The 18,955-nt window shown below is 63.8% G+C and carries 18 protein-coding genes, 1 tRNA gene and 1 riboswitch; of the genes, 2 read left to right on the top strand and 17 right to left on the bottom strand.

Annotated features, from left to right (window positions below; genetic code table 11):
- Positions 1 to 50 precede the first annotated feature (50 nt).
- From ACR0NJ_RS00370 to cbiE, 9 genes are all read right to left on the bottom strand, one after another.
- A complete protein-coding gene (locus ACR0NJ_RS00370) occupies positions 51 to 1,235 on the bottom strand; it encodes a CaiB/BaiF CoA transferase family protein (protein ID WP_480815154.1) in 1,185 nt (394 codons plus the stop codon).
- The gene (locus tag ACR0NJ_RS00375; protein WP_480815155.1) at positions 1,222 to 2,841 is read right to left on the bottom strand and encodes a thiamine pyrophosphate-binding protein; all 1,620 of its coding nucleotides are present in this window, start codon (positions 2,839 to 2,841) and stop codon (positions 1,222 to 1,224) included. Before ACR0NJ_RS00375 ends, ACR0NJ_RS00370 begins: the two co-directional genes overlap by 14 nt.
- A gap of 79 nt (positions 2,842 to 2,920) precedes the next feature.
- Entirely contained in the window at positions 2,921 to 3,385 is a 465-nt protein-coding gene (locus ACR0NJ_RS00380) for a DUF302 domain-containing protein (RefSeq protein ID WP_480815156.1), read from the bottom strand.
- Positions 3,386 to 3,491: 106 nt separating this feature from the next.
- Entirely contained in the window at positions 3,492 to 4,235 is a 744-nt protein-coding gene (gene cobF / locus ACR0NJ_RS00385) for a precorrin-6A synthase (deacetylating) (protein ID WP_480815157.1), read from the bottom strand.
- Positions 4,228 to 4,956, bottom strand: coding sequence for a uroporphyrinogen-III C-methyltransferase (gene cobA, locus ACR0NJ_RS00390; RefSeq protein ID WP_480815158.1), 729 nt, complete (start codon positions 4,954 to 4,956; stop codon positions 4,228 to 4,230). Before cobA ends, cobF begins: the two co-directional genes overlap by 8 nt.
- The gene (locus tag ACR0NJ_RS00395; protein WP_480815159.1) at positions 4,953 to 6,281 is read right to left on the bottom strand and encodes a cobyrinic acid a,c-diamide synthase CobB; all 1,329 of its coding nucleotides are present in this window, start codon (positions 6,279 to 6,281) and stop codon (positions 4,953 to 4,955) included. Before ACR0NJ_RS00395 ends, cobA begins: the two co-directional genes overlap by 4 nt.
- A complete protein-coding gene (gene cobM, locus ACR0NJ_RS00400) occupies positions 6,274 to 7,068 on the bottom strand; it encodes a precorrin-4 C(11)-methyltransferase (protein WP_480815160.1) in 795 nt (264 codons plus the stop codon). Before cobM ends, ACR0NJ_RS00395 begins: the two co-directional genes overlap by 8 nt.
- Entirely contained in the window at positions 7,065 to 7,433 is a 369-nt protein-coding gene (locus ACR0NJ_RS00405) for a cobalamin biosynthesis protein (protein ID WP_480815161.1), read from the bottom strand. Before ACR0NJ_RS00405 ends, cobM begins: the two co-directional genes overlap by 4 nt.
- Positions 7,430 to 8,629 carry a precorrin-6y C5,15-methyltransferase (decarboxylating) subunit CbiE gene (gene cbiE, locus ACR0NJ_RS00410; protein ID WP_480815162.1) on the bottom strand — a complete coding sequence of 400 codons (1,200 nt, stop codon included), beginning with the start codon at positions 8,627 to 8,629 and terminating at the stop codon, positions 7,430 to 7,432. Before cbiE ends, ACR0NJ_RS00405 begins: the two co-directional genes overlap by 4 nt.
- Here cbiE and ACR0NJ_RS00415 point away from each other — a divergent pair.
- Positions 8,628 to 9,377: a cobalt-precorrin-6A reductase gene (locus tag ACR0NJ_RS00415; RefSeq protein ID WP_480815163.1), complete on the top strand. Its 750-nt coding sequence runs from the start codon at positions 8,628 to 8,630 to the stop codon at positions 9,375 to 9,377. The two genes, cbiE and ACR0NJ_RS00415, sit on opposite strands and share 2 nt — an antisense overlap.
- Here ACR0NJ_RS00415 and cobJ read toward each other — a convergent pair.
- The 7 genes from cobJ to ACR0NJ_RS00450 are packed head-to-tail and all read right to left on the bottom strand — an operon-like array spanning position 9,350 to position 17,306.
- A complete protein-coding gene (cobJ, locus tag ACR0NJ_RS00420) occupies positions 9,350 to 10,102 on the bottom strand; it encodes a precorrin-3B C(17)-methyltransferase (RefSeq protein WP_480815164.1) in 753 nt (250 codons plus the stop codon). The two genes, ACR0NJ_RS00415 and cobJ, sit on opposite strands and share 28 nt — an antisense overlap.
- On the bottom strand, positions 10,099 to 10,827 hold the full coding sequence (locus tag ACR0NJ_RS00425) for a precorrin-2 C(20)-methyltransferase (RefSeq protein ID WP_480815165.1): 729 nt from the start codon (positions 10,825 to 10,827) through the stop codon (positions 10,099 to 10,101). Before ACR0NJ_RS00425 ends, cobJ begins: the two co-directional genes overlap by 4 nt.
- Positions 10,824 to 11,453 (bottom strand): precorrin-8X methylmutase, encoded by a 630-nt coding sequence (locus tag ACR0NJ_RS00430; protein WP_480815166.1) that lies wholly within the window; start codon positions 11,451 to 11,453, stop codon positions 10,824 to 10,826. Before ACR0NJ_RS00430 ends, ACR0NJ_RS00425 begins: the two co-directional genes overlap by 4 nt.
- On the bottom strand, positions 11,453 to 12,580 hold the full coding sequence (locus tag ACR0NJ_RS00435) for a cobalamin biosynthesis protein CobG (RefSeq protein WP_480815167.1): 1,128 nt from the start codon (positions 12,578 to 12,580) through the stop codon (positions 11,453 to 11,455). The genes ACR0NJ_RS00430 and ACR0NJ_RS00435 overlap by 1 nt, the downstream gene beginning before the upstream one ends.
- The gene (cobN, locus tag ACR0NJ_RS00440; protein ID WP_480815168.1) at positions 12,577 to 15,870 is read right to left on the bottom strand and encodes a cobaltochelatase subunit CobN; all 3,294 of its coding nucleotides are present in this window, start codon (positions 15,868 to 15,870) and stop codon (positions 12,577 to 12,579) included. Before cobN ends, ACR0NJ_RS00435 begins: the two co-directional genes overlap by 4 nt.
- A gap of 3 nt (positions 15,871 to 15,873) precedes the next feature.
- Positions 15,874 to 16,929 (bottom strand): cobalamin biosynthesis protein CobW, encoded by a 1,056-nt coding sequence (cobW, locus tag ACR0NJ_RS00445; RefSeq protein ID WP_480815169.1) that lies wholly within the window; start codon positions 16,927 to 16,929, stop codon positions 15,874 to 15,876.
- Entirely contained in the window at positions 16,926 to 17,306 is a 381-nt protein-coding gene (locus ACR0NJ_RS00450; RefSeq protein ID WP_480815170.1) for a DUF1636 family protein, read from the bottom strand. The genes cobW and ACR0NJ_RS00450 overlap by 4 nt, the downstream gene beginning before the upstream one ends.
- An 83-nt stretch (positions 17,307 to 17,389) precedes the next feature.
- A riboswitch (cobalamin riboswitch) is annotated at positions 17,390 to 17,593 on the bottom strand.
- Between the two features lie 34 nt (positions 17,594 to 17,627).
- Here ACR0NJ_RS00450 and ACR0NJ_RS00455 point away from each other — a divergent pair.
- Positions 17,628 to 18,695, top strand: coding sequence for an NAD(P)-dependent oxidoreductase (locus ACR0NJ_RS00455; RefSeq protein ID WP_480815540.1), 1,068 nt, complete (start codon positions 17,628 to 17,630; stop codon positions 18,693 to 18,695).
- 41 nt (positions 18,696 to 18,736) lie between these two features.
- On the opposite strand, the gene ACR0NJ_RS00460 is transcribed toward ACR0NJ_RS00455, so the two are convergent.
- Positions 18,737 to 18,810 (bottom strand) — tRNA-Cys (locus tag ACR0NJ_RS00460).
- Between the last annotated feature and the right edge of the window lie 145 nt (positions 18,811 to 18,955).

The raw sequence follows: 18,955 nt of genomic DNA on the forward strand, positions 1-18,955 counted from the left end.
CCGATTCAAGGGCATGTTTCAGCAACATGCTGCCGAAAAAGGCAAGTGTTTCAGTCTTCGAACGGATTTTCAGCGCCTAAAATAGCGTCAGTATCGGCCCCAAAGACCGGCGGTGCGTTGCGATATGTTACAGGCGTGCGCGACAGGTTCAGGGGATTCCCGATCAACTGCACCGTGCCGGGGTCGGCCTGCATCTCGATTTGCATCTGTCTGGCCGCGACCTGATCGGTGGCAAAGACCTGATCCAGGGACTGCACGGGACCGACCGGAACTTTGACCGCCTCAAGCTGAGAGATCACCGTTTCCGTTGCCAGCGCCCGCAGTGCCGGGCGAAGCACATCGTTCAGCGCGTCGCGATGTTCCAGCCGGGCCGGGTTGGTGGCAAAACGGGTGTCATCGGCAAGTTCGGGCATCTGAATAAAGCCGCAGAACCGTTTGAACTGGCTGTCATTTCCGACCGCCAGAATCACATGGCCATCCGAGGTCTCGTAAACCTCGTAAGGAACAATATTGGGATGCCCGTTGCCCCGCCGCTGGGGCACGCTGCCCGAGGTCAGGTAGTTCACCCCTTCATTGATCAGCCACGCGATCTGGGCATCCACGAGGGCCAGATCAATCTGCTGGCCTTCTCCCGTCAGGTCGCGGTGGCGCAGTGCTGCCAGAATGCCCACCGCTGCATACATGCCGCACATGACATCCGCGATCCCGACGCCGACTTTCATCGGCATACCCTCGGGGTCACCGGTCAGAGACATGATCCCGCCATAGCCCTGCGCCATCAGATCGTAGCCGGGTTTGTCAGAGTTGGGTCCGGTCTGGCCATAGCCCGAGATCGAGCAATAGACGAGGCCCGGCAACTCCTGCGACAGGGTTGCATAGTCCAACCCGTATTTCGCCAGCCCGCCGGGTTTGAAGTTCTCGATCAGAATGTCCGCATGCGAGGCCAGCCGTTTGATTTCCGCCTGTCCTTCGGGTGTTGCAATGTCGATGGCGACGGATTTCTTGTTGCGGTTGGCGGACATGAAATACGCGCTCAGGTCTGATCGGTTGCCCTCGGCATCTTCCACATAAGGCGGGCCCCATTGGCGGGTGTCGTCGCCGCCCGTTGCCGGGTTTTCGATCTTGATGACGGTGGCCCCCAGATCGCCCAGCAACTGGGTACAGGTCGGCCCGGCCAGAATGCGGGACAGGTCCAGAACCTTGACGCCTTTCAGTGGTCCTTCAGATCCGGCCATCATATCCTCCGCGCTCAATTTCGGCGGCGATAACGGTGAAACGGTCAGCCTTCAAGGCCTCATTCAGGGCGGCGCGCAGTTCTGAGCGGTTGCGCACGGTATGGCCATAGGCGCCAAAAGCCCGCCCCATCGCCGCGAAGTCATGGCGGTCGAAATCCACACCTCGGTTGCCCATCTGGCGCTGGCGCTGTTTCAACTCGATCAGCGCGAGGCTGGCATCCACGAACACAAGAAAGATCGGGTTGCCGCCCATCTCGGCAGCGGTCGACAGTTCTCCGGCGACCATCAGGAACCCTGCATCACCGGAAAAGCTGATCACCGGACGGTCCGGTTCGGCCAGTTTCAGGCCAATCGCCATCGGCACAGCACAGCCCATGGTGCAAAGCGCCGAGGACTGGATCAGGCCGCGCTCCTCGGAACAATTCCACATCTGGCTTAGCAGAATGCGATGCGCGCCGCTGTCTGCCGTGGCCAGCGATTCCGGGGGCAGGACAGCACGGGTTTCGGCGATCACAGCCGCCGGGCCCCAGTCGTCATCGGTTGGGAAGGCCTGCGCCAGCGCCGCCTTGACCTTGGCCGGTTCCCTTCCGGGCCATGTCTGGCGCGCGGGGTTGCCTTTGGCGACGGCTTCCAGCGTGGCACCGGTATGGGCGACCAGATTCAACCCGGCCTGATGCATGTAGTGGTCGTTGGGCACGGCCGAGATGTCGATGACGCGCTTGTCCTCGGGGTCCCAGATCTCGCGCCAGCCAGGGCGCATTTCGATGGGGTCGTAGCCCAGACACAGCACCAGATCCGCCTGTTCGATCAGCGGCACCAGATGCTTGTCGGCCAGCGGAGACAGTCCCGCGCCACCAAGGCACAGCGGATGATCCTCGGGCACGACGCCCTTGGCCTTGTACGTGGTCACGAAGGGAATGCTGAAGTGTTCCAGAAACGCCTGCACCACATTGCGCGAGTCGTCATAGAGCACGTCCAGACCGACAATGGCGATGGGCCGCTCGGCCTCGGTCACCCAGCGGCGGGCCTTTTCAACGCAGTTCCCCTCGGGCGCGACAGCGGCGATCTTGGCGCGGCGGCGGCGCTTGACGCCCGATACCCGCGTATCGGCGACCGAGATCGGCACGTCGATATGCACCGGGCCGGGGCGGGGCTGGTTGGCCAGCGTGACCGCCTTGTCCGCGACGATATCCGCGCCCTCGGCCGTCATCAGGAACGTGCCCTTGGTGATCGAGCGATAGACCTGTGCGTGGTCCATCACCTGATGGGTGTAGGTCAGCGCCTCATCCGCGTCGACGCAGCCGGTCAGCACGATCATCGGCACCCGGTCCTGCAGCGCATTGGCGACCACATTGATCCCGTTCATCGCACCGGGGCCAAGCGTTGCCACCAGAATCGCAGGCGCGCCATCACGGTGATGCACGGCCTCGGCCATGAACCCGGCGGAATTTTCGTGCTTGGCCAGATGAAAGGTGATCCCCGCCTGTTCCAAGGCATCCACCAGAGTTAGAACCTCGCCCCCGGGCATGCCGAACGCGTGGCGGCATCCGGCCTCGTACAGTCGTTGTGCCAGAAGATCAGCGGCGCGGGGGGGCAGGTCCTGCATCAATCGTGCTCCGAATTCGTTATTTCAATGCAGATTGCGGAGGATGCCCCCGGAAGCAAGCCGGATCACGCCAGTGTGACTATTTGACTGCGCTTTCCGCCACCGCCTGAAACTTTTCGTCCAGTTCCAGCGCGATATCGCTCAGGGGCTCGCCGCCCTCGTAAACGTAGGGCGCAAAGACAAAGCTCGGGGTTTTGTAGGACAGCGTGGCCGTTCCGTCCTCGTTCTCGGTCACATAGAACCGGATCGGCGCTTCGATCATCGCGGCGGTCGAGGTTCCTAGAACGCGGACGGCGTAGTCATTGTTGAACGCCCCGATGACCCGGTTGCCCGGAATGGTGATCCCGCGCGAGGCAGCAGCTTTGGTCGGTCCGGCCTGAGTGACCACGATCAGCCCGTTTTCCTTCACGGCTGCCTTGGTGTCATCGACCAGTTGCGCATAGCTTTTGCCGGTTGGATAGACGGCCCATCCTGCGGGCGGTTCCGCAATCTCGGCGCTGACGGGCAGGGCCAGAACACATAACATCGACCAGAACGCTTTCATCGGGGCAACCTCCTTGGCTAAGGGTGCGTGATTGATGCCAGAAAGCGGCACAAACGGCAGTCACATTCTTGTGTCCCCGGCGGCAATTCTTTGCAGACCGGGTGCGTCAGGTCCCACGCTTTCTCAGCACATAGATGTCCATGATCCAGCCGTGATCGGCGCGGGCCCGGGCACGGGAGTCGAGTATCTGCTGAGCCACCTCCGCCAAAGGACCGTGGATCAGAATTTCTTCTGTCATGCCCACATACGCCCCCCACCAGATGTCATAATCCGCCATCTCAAGGCTCTGGAATGAGCATTCGCCATCCAGCATCACCGCCACGTTCGATCCCGCTACGGGCCAGCCTTCCTCGCGGATGCGCCGCCCGGTGGTGACCACATAAGGCGCGCCGATATCGTTGATCGGGATCGCGTGGGCGGCTGTCAGGGCCTGCAAGGCGGTGATGCCGGGGATCACTTTGGTCGGCGGTTGCGGGTCCAGCCGCGCCGCGATGCGCAGGGAACTGTCATAGAGCGAGGGATCGCCCCAGATCAGCAGCGCGACGCTGCGCGCCTCGGGATGCGCCGCAATTGCCTCCTGCCAGCGCAGGGCGATGGCATCATGCCATTCATCCACGCCGCGCAGATAGCCGTCTTCCGAGCGGCGTTTGGGAATGTCGAAATAGGCGATTTTGGGGGGTGTCTCTGACACCTGCGCGATGATCTCCTCGCGCAGCCCGGCCAGATCGGCCTTGTTCTCACCCTTGCGCGGGATCAGGATCAGGTCCGCCGCACGGATGGCCTGCGCGCCCTGAAAGGTCACGTGATCGGGGTTTCCCGTGCCGATGCCGATCAGGGTCAGGTCATACATCGTCGAACTCTGCCAGAGGGCCATACAGGATCAATGCGGGGGCCATACCGATCTCGGACTGTAACTGGCCTGCCAACGCGCCGACCGTCGAGCGTTGCAGGGATTGTTCGGGCGTCGACACTGACTCGGCCATCAGCGCGGGTGTGTCCAGCGGCAAGCCGTGGGCATGCAGCGCCTCGACCAATAGCGGGAAAGTGCGTTTGCCCATGAACACAACCGTCGTCGCACCGGGGTCGGCGAGGGCGGGCAGGTTCAGGTCCTCGGGCAATTTGCCACTGACATCGTGGCCGGTGACGAACTGCACCCGCCGTGCCGTCAGGCGGCGGGTCAGCGGTATGCCTGCTGCCGCTGCCGCTGCCACGGCCGAGGGGATGCCCGGAATGATCTCATACTTGATCCCGGCGGCGCGCAGGGCCACCAGTTCTTCCTCAAGCCGTCCGAACAGCCCGCCATCGCCGGATTTCAGCCGAACGACGCGCTGCCCGGTCTGGGCGTATTCCACCAGCAACCGGCTGACATGATCCTGCTTGGGTGAGGGGCGACCGGCCCGTTTGCCCACGCCAACCAGATCAGCATCCTCACGCGCATGGGTCAGGATCGGCCCGCTGCTTAGGTCATCGAACAGCACCGCATCAGCCTTTTGCATCCGGTCCACAGCCTTCAGCGTCAAAAGCTCCGGGTCGCCGGGGCCGGAACCGATGAACGACACGAACCCGCTCATGCCGAGGCCTCGGCAATCAGGTGAAAGAACGTGCCGGTCACATTGCCCCGGACGGAACCAGTCTGAGGCCCCTCGGTCCCTTCGGCGTCAAAGACCCGCGCCAAAGGGGCATCCGGCTGGTCGATGATCGAGGAATAGTGGAACTCATGCCCCCGCAGCGCGGTGCCCACAGCAAGACCCGGCATCGGGGCCAGCAATTCTGCCCGGCGGTAGCCCAAGTTGAACTTGCGCTTTTCATAAGACGTCACAAGACCCAACAGCCCGGCCATCGCATGACGGGTTCCGTCTTTGTCGATCAGCCCCTCGCCCAAGGCCATATAGCCCCCGCATTCGCCGTGAACGGGTTTTGTCTCGGCATGCTTGCGCAGCCCGGTCAGAAAGGTATCAGCCGCGGCCAGCTTGCCAGCATGCAGTTCCGGGTATCCCCCCGGCAACCAAACCAGATCGGCATCCGCTGCCGGAGCCTCATCGGCCAATGGCGAGAACGGCAGAATATCCGCCCCAGCTGCGCGCCAGCCTTCCAGCAAATGTGGATAGGTAAAGGAAAACGCCTCATCCCGAGCCAGCGCAATCCGCTGGGCCGGAGGGCGCGGCAGCGCGGCTGACGATGGCCCAACAGGGCCTGAGGAGGCCGCCCGCTTGATCGCCTCAAGGTCCACATGTTCGCGCAAAAACGCGGCATATCCGGCAATGGCGCTTTCCAGATCGGGATGTTCCACCGCCTGTATCAGGCCCAGATGGCGTTCCGGCAGCGTCAGATCGCCCCGACGCGGCAGCACGCCCAGTACAGGCAGGCCCGCGCGTTCCATCCCCAAACGGGTCAGGCGTTCGTGACGCGGGCTGGCGCAGCGGTTCAGGATTACACCGGCAAAGGGCAGGTCCGGGTTATACATCCGAAACCCCAGCGCCGTGGCGGCCGCTGATTGTGCCTGACCGCCCACATCCAGAACCAGCACCACCGGCCAGCCCATGCGCAGCGCAGTCTCGGCACTGGAGCCGTGCCCTAGCTCCCCGGGCTTCGCGACGCCATCAAACAGGCCCATCGAGCCCTCGGCCACCACGATATCCGCGCCCCCGGCCTGCGCCGAAATCGCGCCTAAAAGCGGCTCACCCATCGCCCAACTGTCCAGATTGAACGAGGCACGCCCTGCCGCCGCCCGGTGAAAGGCCGGGTCGATGTAATCCGGGCCGCTTTTGAATGGTTGCACGGTCAGACCATCCTCGGCCAGAGCCCGCAACAAGCCCAGCATCACCGTCGTTTTGCCAGTGCCGGACGAAGGCGCCGAGATCAGAACGCCCGGAGGGTTCGCCATCACCTCAGTCATCGCCATGTCTCCAGCTTGACCACGGGCTGTCCGCGCTTTGCGGGCGGTAGCGGCGGTCGTAGGTTTTAGAATAGAGGCAGCTTTCGTCGAAGCCCTCACCGGCCAGCGCGGGGCCGACCATGATCAGGGCGGTGCGCGAGATGCTCTCGTCCAGCGCGCCCTTCAGGGTGGCCAGCGTTGCGCGAATTACCCTCTCATCCGGCCAACTGGCGCGGTAGACCACAGCGACCGGGCACTCCGCGCCATAGGCCGGGGTCAGATCGGCGATCACCTTATCCAGATTGCCGATCGACAGATGGATCGCCAAAGTCGCGCCAGTACGGGCGAAGTTCTCCAGTGTCTCGCCTTCGGGCATTGACGAGGCGCGGCCCGGCGTCCGCGTCAGAACCACCGATTGCGCGAGGCCGGGCAGGGTCAGTTCCGCGCCCAGCGTCGCTGCCGCAGCAGCAAAGGAGGGCACGCCGGGGGTGACGCTGACCGGGATGCCCATCTGTTTCAGCCGCCGAATCTGTTCCCCCATCGCCGACCAGACCGACAGATCGCCGGAATGCAGGCGCGCCACGTCGTGACCGGCGTCATGAGCGGCTTTGATCTCGGCCATGATCTGATCCAGATCCATCGGCGCGGTGTTGACGATCTTCGCGCCATCAGGGCAATGGCCCAGAATCTCATCCGGCACCAGCGAGCCCGCATACAGGCACACTGGGCAGGACGCGATGATATCGCGCCCGCGCAAGGTCAGCAGGTCGGCAGCGCCGGGACCGGCGCCGATGAAGTGAACGGTCATGTCTGTCCTCCGATGGCGACGGCGCAGGTGGCCAGCCGGTCGTCCGAAATCTGTCTGGGGGCAAGCAGCCGGGCACCGGGTCCGGCGGCAGCAAGGGCGGATGCCTCTGCCACGCTGCCGGTGCCATGGGTGGCCCGGCTGCGGGGCGAGCAGGTGAGCGTGCGCTGCCCGTCCAGATCGCCCGGCGCAACGTAATGCAGGGGCAGAGCGGTGTCTTCGGCGAAGGCGGCAAGACCAGCATGGCCCCGCTTGTCGGCTACAGTGGCCAGCGCGTCGACATGCTGCCCTGCGCAGGCCAGGTCAAACGCCGCCCGTAGGCTGTCGGCTGTAGCTGCCGAGGAAAACCCGAACCCCGCAACGATCATAAGGTCACGCTCCACTGCACAACCGGGTACGCGGATTTCCAGCCGCGCCGGGGGCCCAGCGGGGCCGAATGCGCGAGTTCGATGCGCAGCAGATCGCCCCCCAGTTTGTCGTGCCACTGCGCCAAAAGCGCCTCGCTTTCCAGCGTCACGGCGTTGGCAACCAGCCGGGTGCCAGCGGGCAGATTGGTGTGCAGCCAGTCCAGCAAATCCGTACTCAGCCCACCGCCGATGAAAACCACATCCGGATGGGGCAGACCGGGCAGAGCATCGGGCGCAGTGCCATGTATGACATCCAGCCGATCCTGCCCCAGCGTATCGGCATTGCGGCGGATGCGATCCGCACGGTCCTCCAGCGGCTCGATCGTTGTGGCCGTCAAGGTCGGGTCGCACATCAGCCATTCTATACTGATCGAGCCGGTGCCGCCGCCGATATCCCACAGATGCTCCCCGCGCCGTGGGGCGAGCGCCGACAGGGTCAGCGCGCGGATCGGGCGTTTGGTGATCTGGCCGTCGGTCTCAAAAATCTCGTCCGGCTTGCCCGAGGCCTTGTGTAACGCTTGTCCGTTACCACGCACCTCTAACCCTACACAGACCGGATGTTCGAACGTTCCCAACAGAGCCTCTGTCAGCGACACGCTGCGCGACCGTTCGCGCGGCCCGCCGAGGGCTTCCATGACGTGCAACGCGCTGTCGGCGAACCCGGTCTCCGTCAGATAGGTCGCAAGCTCTGCCACCGCTTTGCCGTCGCGCAGCAGCAAAATGGCGTGCAGACCCGAAGACAGGTGAGGCCGCAAACGCGTCAGGGGCGCGGCATGCAAACCGAAGGTCAGCGTGGTTTCCAGCGGCCAGCCCAACCGGGCCGCCGCCAGCGAAAAGGTCGATTGGCCGGGCAGGGCGCTCCACTCGGCGGCATCGAAATTGCGCGCGACGACTGAGCCTGCGCCGAACCAGAACGGATCGCCCGAGGCCAGCACCACAGTGCGCCGCCCGCGCAACCTTGTCAGGATCGGCAGGCCATCGGCAAAAGGAACAGGCCATTCAATGCGGTCCGCCTGGCCTTCGGGGATCAGCGAGAGGTGGCGTGGCGGGCCCATGATGACCTCGGCCCGGTCCAGCACTTGACGGCTTGCGGGCGACAGGCCATCCAGTCCATCTTCGCCCAACCCCAGAACGGTCAGCCACGGAGCTTCACGCATGTCTCACCTCCTGATCCTTGGTGGCACGACTGAGGCCAATGCCCTTGCCCGCGCAGTGGCAGAGCGCGGCGTTGCGGCGACCTATTCCTACGCGGGCCGGGTCGATACTCCGCGCGCGCAGCCCATCCCGGTGCGGGTGGGCGGTTTTGGCGGGGTCGACGGGCTGGCTCGCCATATCCGCGATCATCAGATTACCCATGTCATCGACGCAACGCATCCCTTTGCTGCGCAGATGAGCCGAAATGCGATCGAGGCTTGCGGTCAGACCGGCGTGCCGCTGGCTGCGCTGACCCGTCCCGCTTGGGTGAAGCAAGAGGGTGACAACTGGCAGCACGTGCCCGACATCCCCGCAGCGGTGCAGGCGCTGGCGGGTGCGCCGCGCCGCGTGTTTCTGGCCGTGGGCCGGATGCATCTCGAGGATTTCTCGGCCCAGCCCCAACACCACTATCTGCTGCGGCTGGTCGATGAACCCGCCGTGCTGCCGCTGCCGGATTGCGAGATTGTTGTGTCCCGAGGGCCATTCACCGAGGCCGGAGACCGCGCGCTGATGCACCGGCACGGCACGCAACTGGTCGTGTCCAAGAACGCAGGCGGCACCGGCGCGCGGGCCAAGCTGGATGCGGCGCGGGCGCTGGGGGTGACGGTGCTGATGATCGACCGACCGGCCTTGCCGCAGCGGACCGAGCTGGAAAGCGTCGCGCAGGTTCTGGACTGGCTCGCTCATTCCGGCGTGAACCTCGGGGTGTAGACGATCGGGGGGGCGTCGCGTTGGATCACACGGGTCAGGGATGACCCGACGATGACCACCGTCTGCATGTCCGCCATCTCGGGCGTTGCCTCGGCCAGCGTGGAAATCCGGATCGCCTCGTCCGGGCGTGAGACCGCGCGGGCGAACAGGATCAGTCGTTCGGGTTCACATTCCTCACGCAGGATTTCCAGCGTTTTTACAAAGCCTTCCGGGCGGGACTTTGAGCGCGGGTTGTAGAAGGCCATGGCGAAATCGCCCTGCGCTGCCAGCCGCAGACGTTTCTCGATCAACGCCCAAGGCTTGAGGTTGTCGCTGAGGTTTATGGCGCAGAAATCATGCCCCAGCGGTGCCCCGGCACGTGCCGAGGCCGCAAGCATCGCCGTGATCCCCGGCAGCACGTCAATCGGAGTGTTACGCCATTCGGACGGTCCGTTTTCCAGTGCCTCGAACACCGCAGCCGCCATGGCGAACACGCCGGGGTCACCCGACGAGACCACCACAACTCGTTTGCCATCGACCGCCATCTGCAAAGCGTGCTGCGATCGGTCGATCTCGACCCGGTTGTCGCTGGCGTGCAGGGTCAGGCCGGGGCGTTCGGCTATGCGGGCGACATAGGGGACATAGCCGACGACATCGGTGGCCTCAGCCAAAGCGGCGGTCACTTCGGGTGTGACCAAAGCCTCATCACCCGGGCCAAGGCCCGCGATCTTGACCCAACCGCTCATGGCCGCCGCCCCTGACCGTGGACCAGGATGATCGAAAAATAGGGGGTGATCCTGTCACAGGCGTCGGACAGTTTTGTCACCGTCTGGTTGGGCATCTGGGCGTATTCCACGATCCACGCACGGTCATAAAGACCGGCAGACTTCAGCGCCCGCGTCACCTTGTCGATATTGCGCCCGATCTTCATCACGACCAGAGCGTCCGTCTGCGTCATCCGCTCGGCCAGCGTGTCTTCGGGCAAGGTGCCCATCAGCACGGTCAGCACATCGTCGCCCCATGTGATTGGATCTCCGGTCGCGGTCCAAGCGCCGGACATACCGGTGATGGCAGGCACAACTTCTACATCAGATATGGTGCGTAAGCGGCTGTAAAGATGCATGAAAGAGCCGTAGAAGAACGGGTCACCCTCACATAATACAACCACATCCTCGCCTTGCTCGGAGAGCGCCTTCAGATGCGCCGCGCAGTCTTCGTAAAAGGCCGAGAGCAGCTTGTTATAGCGAGGATCGGTCAGTGGAATTTCCGTTGTGACGGGGTATTCCATCGGGAATTCCACAGCATCCTCGGGGATCATCCCGTTGACGATCTTGCGCGCCTGACCGCTGCGGCCCGGTTTACGGAAAAACGCCACATGCCTTGCGTTGCGCAGCAGACGATCTGCCCGCACACTCATCAGGTCCGGATCGCCGGGGCCGAGGCCGACGCCGTATATCTTGCCCGCGCTCATTCCGCGCGGCTCGCGATGGCGTTGACGGCGGCGACGGTGATGGCGCTGCCGCCCAGACGGCCTTTGACAATGCAGCACGGCACCGGTTGCGCAACCCACAGGGCGTCTTTCGATTCCACCGCGCCGACAAACCCCACCGGGCAGCCGATGATGGCGGCCGGGCGCGGGCAGTCGGGGTCCTCCAGCATATTCAGCAGGTGGAACAGGGCGGTTGGAGCGTTGCCGATTGCAACCACAGCGCCCTGCAGATGTGGACGCCAGAGTTCAAGCGCCGCAGCCGAACGGGTGTTGCTCATCTCGGCAGCCAAGGGGCGCACACGTTCGTCATGCAATGTACAGATCACCTCATTCTCGGCAGGCAGGCGAAAGCGTGTGACGCCCTCGCTGACCATGCGCGCGTCACACAGGATCGGCGCGCCGCCTTCCAGCGCAGTACGGGCGGCCTGCACAAAACCGGGCGAGAAATGCACGAATTCCTCCAGCCCGACCATCCCGGCGGCGTGGATCATGCGGACGGCAACCTGTTCCTCGTCGGTATCAAACCGGGCCAGATCGGCCTCGGACCGGATGGTGGCAAAGCTTTCCTTATAGATCGCCGCGCCATCGGTTTCATAAGTGTAGGGCATCAGGTGAAGTCCATGGTCATGAGTGTTTCTTCGGTGAGGCCGGTCTGGCAGGGCTCATCCCCTGCGCGGCCTTGTTTGACAAGATCAAATCGTCCATCTCGGCCGACCAGAGTGATATCGGCAGTCCCCATCCGGGCGCATCCTTTGGCACAACCTGAGACATGCAACGTACCGGGGGCGCGCGGGGCCAGTGCTCGTGCGATGTCGCGGGTTTCCACTTGCGCCTGCGGGCAGAACGGCGCGCCGGGGCAGGCGTCGGTGGTCATAAGCGGATCGGTGCCGTCCGTGACAAAGGCCGGGGCAGGTATCGCCGCCCCGCCTTCCAGCAGGATCAGCCGCCATGGGGTGACCCGCAGGGCCGTTGCGCCGCTTTTCTCTATCAAACCGGCAAGCTCGCGCGCAGGCAATTGCCCGAACGCCGCGCCGTAAAAGGTCCCTTGCGCGCAAGCGCCGGGTTCCAGCGCTGCGCCAATCGGTCCGGGCGCGGTGCCTTGCAACTCTGGCGGTAGACCATGTGCGGCGACGGCCCGCGCCATGCGGCGGGTCTCGGGGGTGTAGGTCTTGGCGAACCATCCGGCCAACGTGATTAGTTGATCGACGGCCTCAGCCTTGGACACGGTTCGTCCTGTCTCGGCCCCGTCAGCGCGCAGGATCAGGCCATCGGGTCTGGATTCCAGTCGGATATCCGCCGAATCCGCTGCAAGAAGGCGCGCGGGGCCAGTGTCGATGGCAAAGCCGAACTTGGCGGGCAGGTCGGGCAGGTCGGCCAGCCGGTCAATCAGTTCCTGTGTCAGACGCGTCGTCAGGTCGCCTGCTTCGTAGAGCGGGGTGACAAGAATATTGCGCCGTACCTCGATGCCCGGCTGCGCATCCAGCAAGTCTAGCGCGGCCAGTTCTGCCAGCAGCGGTTGATGATCTGCCTCCGCCACCCCGCGCAGTTGCAGATTGGCGCGGTTGGTCAGGTCGATGGTTCCATTGCCGAAGCGTTCGGCCAGCGCACATAAGCCGACTGCCTGCGCGGCGTCGAGACGGGCCAGTCGCGGGCGCACCCGCACAACCAAGCCGTCGCCCGACATCATCGGGCGGTGTGCGCCGGGGCACCATCCCTGAACGATGGGGGCGCTCATCGCAACCCCTCCAGATCGGCGCGGATCGAATTGCGGCGGGTGTCCCAAAGACCGGCCTCCAGCAGGGCGCGGAACCGGTCCTGCATGGCCTGATACGCTTGCGGATTGGCTTCTTGCAGAAAACTGTCGACCTCGGCATCGCCAAGCGTGGCGTCGTGGTACAGGTCAAACAGATGCGGCGCGACGGTGCCCGAAAGATGTGCGAATGAGGCCATGTGATCCAGGGTTGCTGCGATCTCGGCAGCCCCCCGGAAGCCGTGCCGTTGCATCCCTGCGATCCATCCCGGATTGGCGGCGCGGGCGTGAACGACACGGCTGATCTCTTCAGGCAAAGTGCGGGCGCGGGGGTTTTCGGGGTTGGTATTGTCCAAGTGGTAAAGCTGCGCGCTGCCGCCGGTGATCTTTTTGGCGGCGGCGAACCCGGCCTCGTGCGTGGCGTAGTCGTTGGCCAGCAACAGGTCGGTTTCAGTCAAATCCTGTAGGTGAACAAAGCCGTCGGCATTGGCCACGCGCTGCGTGATCCCGTCTTTGTCCTGCGCGACATGCTCGCCTTCCAGCGCAAAGGAACTGGCGTCCAGCCACGCCTCGCCCGCCTGCGCGCGGGCCTCATCAGTATAGGTTTCGGACAGGTGGGTCATGTTCAGACCATAGCTGCCGGGGGCCGGGCCATAGACGCGGGCCGCCGGTTCCTGACCGGCATAGGGGTTCCAGTCCGGAGCCTCATCCCGCGCCGACAGGGCGCGGACGGCTTGACCATAAAGCGCGGAAAGCGTCGGGAACACGTCGCGGAACAGGCCCGAGACCCGCAGCGTCACGTCCAGACGCGGGCGGCTGAGGTCGGTGATCGGCAGCACCTCGATGCCCGAGACCCGCTCGGACCCCTTGTCCCAGACCGGTTTGACCCCCAGCAGATGCAGCGCCATGGCGAATTCCTCGCCCGCCGTGCGCATCGTGGCCGAGCCCCAGAGGTCAACGATCAGACCCTTTGGATAATCGCCTTCCTCTTGCAAATGCCGCCGCACCAATTCCTCGGCCAGCTTCACGCCTTGGGTATAGGCGCCGCGGGTCGGCACCGAGCGCGGGTCGGTGGTGTAGAGGTTCCGCCCCGTCGGCAGCACGTCAGAGCGCCCGCGATAGGGGGAGCCAGAGGGACCGGCCTCGATCCGCTTTCCGGCCAGTGCGGCCAGCAGGCCCTTGCGTTCGGCATGGGCCGAGGGTGCGGGGTCGAAATTACCAGTGACCTCGGGCACCCGGCCAAAGATGTGCAAGCCATCGCCGAACTGGCTTTCCTTGATGTCACAGACAAAGCGGTCAATGCGGGTGATCGCCTCGGCGGTGCAGGTGGCTTGATCCAGCCCCAAATCACTTTCCAAACCGATAGCCTGTGCCTCGTCCCGGATATCTTCCTGCAGTCGGTCGCGGCGTTTGGGGTCGAGCCCATCTGCGTTCGAGAACTCGTCCAGCAACGACTCCAGCCGCACCATCCGATCTGGCGTGCCGCTTTCCTTCAGCGCGGGCGGGATGTGGCCCAGTGTGACGGCTCCGATCCGGCGTTTGGCCTGTGCGGCCTCGCCGGGGTCATTGACGATGAAGGGGTAGATCACCGGAAGGTCACGGATCAGCGCCTCGGGCCAGCAATCGGCGGACAGGGCGACCGATTTGCCCGGTAGCCATTCCAATGTGCCATGCGCGCCGATATGGATCAGTGCATCGGCGTGCAGGCTTTTGCGCAGCCACAAATAAAACGCAACATAGCCGTGGCGCGGGGTGCGAGACAGATCGTGGTAATCGTCATCGCGCAGTTCGGGCGTACCGCGTTCGGGTTGCAGCGCGACAAGGCCCTTGCCCCGGCGCAGAGCGGTGAAGTGGAAGGCACCATCAGTGCAGGCGGGGTCGTCTTCGGGTTTGCCCCAGACGGTTTGCAGGTCTGTGCGCAACTGTTCAGGCAGGTCCGCCAGCGCGGTTTGATACTCCGAAAGGGGCCACGACAACCAGACATCCGGCAGCGTTTCAGCAATCGGCTCGGCCGGCGCAGTGCTGTAGCCTTCGGCCTGCAAGTCGGACAGTATGGCCTCGGCCGAGGCCAACGCGTCCAGACCCACCGCATGTGCCATCTGCCAATCCTTGCCGGGATATGTGGACATGACCAGCGCGGGCACCCGATCCGCCTTGGGCTTGTCGTTCAGGTTTAGCCAGCCGGTCACGCGGTCGATGAGGGCCTCAATCCGTTCAGGCTCTGCGCGGTGGGCAAAGCGGGAGTATTCCAGATGTGGGTCGCGTTTGCCGGGTTCTTTGAACGACGCGATGCCTGCGCTGATCCGCCCGTCCACCTCGGGCAGAACGACATGCATCGCGAGGTCGGCAGGAGATAGACCGCGTTCCGCTTCGGCCCATGCTTTGCGGCGCGAGGTGGCCAGCGCGACCTGAAACACTGGCACATTCGCCGCGTCCAGAGGCGAGGTGCCCGACGCGCCTTTACCTGAGAACGACGTGGCGTTGATGATGGCAGACGGGTTCATGGCCGCAATGGTGTCGCGCAGCCAATCGGCGGCTGCGGGCGCTTTCAACGAGGGGGCGAAGAGGCCCACAGCCTCCAGACCCCGCGCGCGCAGGCTGCGGATCAGGGCTGCGACCGGGGCGGTATCAGCGGAGGTCAGATAGGCGCGGTAGAAGGTGACGAGGATGCGTTTGGTATCGCCGGAGAACGCCTCATCTACCGGGATCACACCGCGATCCGGGCACCATGCACCGCATTCGGGGATGGTTTTTGCCCCCATCACGGGACCTGCGTAAAGCCCCGCTGCCAGCGCCATCTGCGCCAGTGCCGCCTGCGCTGCAACCTCTCCGCCCGTGTCGCAGAGATGCGCCAAACGGCGGAGGGTCGAGACGGGTAAGGTGGAATACTCATCCAGCCGCGTGTCTTCGCGCCCATCGGCAGGCAGGACGGCCAAAGCGATCCCTTTGGCCTGCGCCAGCGCCAGAACCTGCTGCAAACCGTAGGACCAATAGGGCACCCCTCCGATCAGACGGATCAGGATGCCTTTGGCCCCTTCCAGCGTCTGCTCGACATAGGTGTCGATGGACAAGGGATGTTTCAGCGCCGTCAGATTGGCCAGCCGGAGGGTCGGCATCCGCCCTTCTGGGCCGCCGCCACGATGCCAGCCTGCCGCGAAAGCGCCGAGGTCACTGTCAGAAAAGGACAGCACCACCAGATCCGCCGGGCTTTGGCCCAGATCGGTCGGGGTCTCGGTTTCCTCGAGCCCGTGGCTTTCGCGGAAGACGACGTGCATGGCTTACTCGGCGGTCTCGGTCACGCCCACAAGGATATCGCGGATTTCGGCCTCTTTGATGTCGTCATGCTCAGCAATGACCACAAGGCGCGAGCGGCGGTCTTCGCCGGGCTCCCACGGACGGTCATACTGATGACGCACACGCGCACCTACGGCCTGCACCAGCAGGCGCATGGGTTTGCCCTGAACGGCGGCATAGCCTTTGACGCGCAGGATGTTGAGTTCCTTGGCCAGACGTTCGATCTTGGCAACCAGATCCAGCGGGTCGGCCTGTTCCGGCAGCTCGACGATGATGCTTTCGAAATCGTCATGCTCGTGATCGTGATGGCCGTCGTGATGGGAGGGACGAGCGTCCATGTCATCTTCGGCGGCGGCCTCAAGGCCCAGCACGACGCGCACGTCTACGGCACCTTCGGCCACCTCAACGACGGGCAAAGGGCGCGGGGCTTCGGCGGCGATGATCTCTCGCGCTTTCGCGACACCTTCGGGACCGGCCAGATCGGGCTTGGTCAGCAGGATGATATCGGCGCAGGAAATCTGATCTTCGAATACCTCGGACAGCGGTGTTTCGTGATCAATCGAGTCATCGGCCAAGCGCTGCGCGTCCACCGCCTCGACATTGGGCGCGAAACGACCCGCAGCGACGGCCTCGGCATCGGCCAGAGCGATCACGCCATCGACCGTGATCTTGGACCGGATATCCGGCCAGTCGAAGGCTTTCAGCAGCGGCTTGGGCAGGGCTAGGCCGGAGGTTTCGATCAGGATGTGATCGGGGCGCGGCTCCAGCGCCATCAGGGCCTCAATCGTGGGTATGAAATCGTCAGCCACGGTGCAGCAGATGCAGCCATTCGCCAGTTCCATGATGTTCTCGGCCGGGCAATCCGGGATGGCGCAGGATTTCAGGATATCGCCATCTACGCCCACATCGCCGAACTCGTTGACCACAACGGCCAGACGCTTGCCCTGCGGGTTCTGCATCAGATGACGGACCAGTGTCGTTTTGCCCGAGCCCAGAAAGCCGGTGATCACGGTGACGGGCAGTTTTTCGAGATTGCTCATTTCAGGGCTCCAATCGGGGGAATGCGGGCCGCACAGTTTTTGCGGAAATGTTCGGGACGCTCGCGCCATTTAACGAGGCCATCCTCGGTCGCGAGATACTTGGTGGCGCCGTCAACGATCACGTCAATGTGGTCGACCTCGTTCAGATGCTCGTACACGAATGTCCAGCGATCCGGGCCACCACGCAGCACGATGGAACAGCCCTCGTCACAGTTCGACAGGCATTCCACGGCTTTCAGCGTGATCCCTTCGGGCAGGTCCGCCTGTTCCAGCGCCTTGTGCAACAGGGTGCCGGGGCGTTGCGCGTCATCTTCGACGGGCAGCCCGCGACGGCAAGTGGTGCAAACCAGCAATTCGACCGGAGCGGTCTCGGTCATGTCTCTCATCCCCCCAAATCCTCATCGTGGGGGACGGGGTTTCATGCGGGTCCATTGACCCGACACCGGAACACCCCGTCCGGTTTCATTCTCGGGTGTTGGCAGGTCTCCCGGCTTGCGGATGTCAGAGGTGGTCCTCTGTCGGATGTCCCGCCTTCCCGGCATTCGCCAGTGGCTTGGGCACCCTCTCCGGTCACGGTCGCGGGGGCGGCTGCGTTTGGCGGATGATCCGCTGACGCATTCCCTTTTCATCTGCTGTCGCAGACACCAACGAAAGGGACATGCGGCAGGGTTGCCCCGCTTGTCAAGCGCAACACGCTGATCCGCGATCACGCGGGTAAAAAGCGACCTGTCCGGGTCGCTGGGCGGCATGATCCGGTTGGGCCGACGTGCTGGCATGGTTCGCAAGACGCGAACAGGAGGGTGCGGCGCATGAAAGTAGGGTTTATCGGGCTGGGCAATGTGGGGGGCAAGCTCTCGGGATCGCTGTTGCGCAACGGGATCGATCTGACGGTGCATGATCTAAACCCCGATCTGGTGGCCGCGTTTGTCGCCCAAGGGGCCAAGGCCGCTGAAAGCCCGGCCCAACTGATGCGCGATTGCGATGCGGTGATCACTTGTTTGCCATCCCCCGCTGCCTCGGACGCAGTGATGCAGGAAATGCTGCCCGAGGTCACCCCCGGCAAAATCTGGATGGAGATGTCGACCACCGACGAGGCCGAGGTCAAACGCCTTGGCGCGATGGTGATCGAACGGGGCGGAACTGCGGTGGATTGCCCGGTCTCGGGCGGCTGCCATCGGGCCGCGACGGGCAATATCTCGATCTTCGCGGGCTGTGATCGACAGACGTTCGAGCGCATCCTGCCCTTCCTGACCACCATGGGGCGGCGCATCCTGCATACGGGTGAATTGGGTTCGGCCTCGGTGCTGAAAGTGCTGACCAACTATCTCGCTACCGCCAACCTGATCACCTGCGCCGAGGCTTTGGTCACCGCCAAAGCCGCCGGGATGGACCTTGGCACCACCTATGAGGCGATCAAGATTTCGTCGGGGACATCCTTTGTGCATGAGACGGAAAGTCAGGTCATCCTGAACGGTTCGCGCGATATCTCGTTCACCATGGATCTGGTGAAAAAGGATATCGGCCTGTTTCAAGAGGTCGCCGATCGCGCCGGAGTGCCGCTGGAGATCAACCCGCTGATGATCAAGATTTTCGAAGACGGGATCGCGCGCTACGGCGACCGCGAACTGTCGCCGAACATCATCAAACGGCTGGAAGAGTCCACCGGCCTGGACATCCGCGCGCCCGGTTTTCCGGCTGAAATGGAGGATGATGAGCCTGAAGAGCCAGGGTATGAGGTGATCCCGCAAGGGCGCGCCGCAGAATAATGCGAGCAACCAGACCGCAAAACCAAGGTGTTTCAGAGAGATGGAGGCGAGTACCGGAATCGAACCGGTGTACACGGATTTGCAATCCGCTGCGTCACCACTCCGCCAACTCGCCTTTTCAAGTAAAATCAAATACTTGCCGTGGTGTGGAGGGCGTTTTAGCAGCTTTCGCTGGGGGCGTCCAGTGGGAAGAATGTAAAATCGGCGCTCGCCTCGCAAATTGAACGCCCTCGCCCCGGTAGCAAACCCGTCACAAAACC

This window comes from Ruegeria sp. F11 (assembly GCF_056533855.1).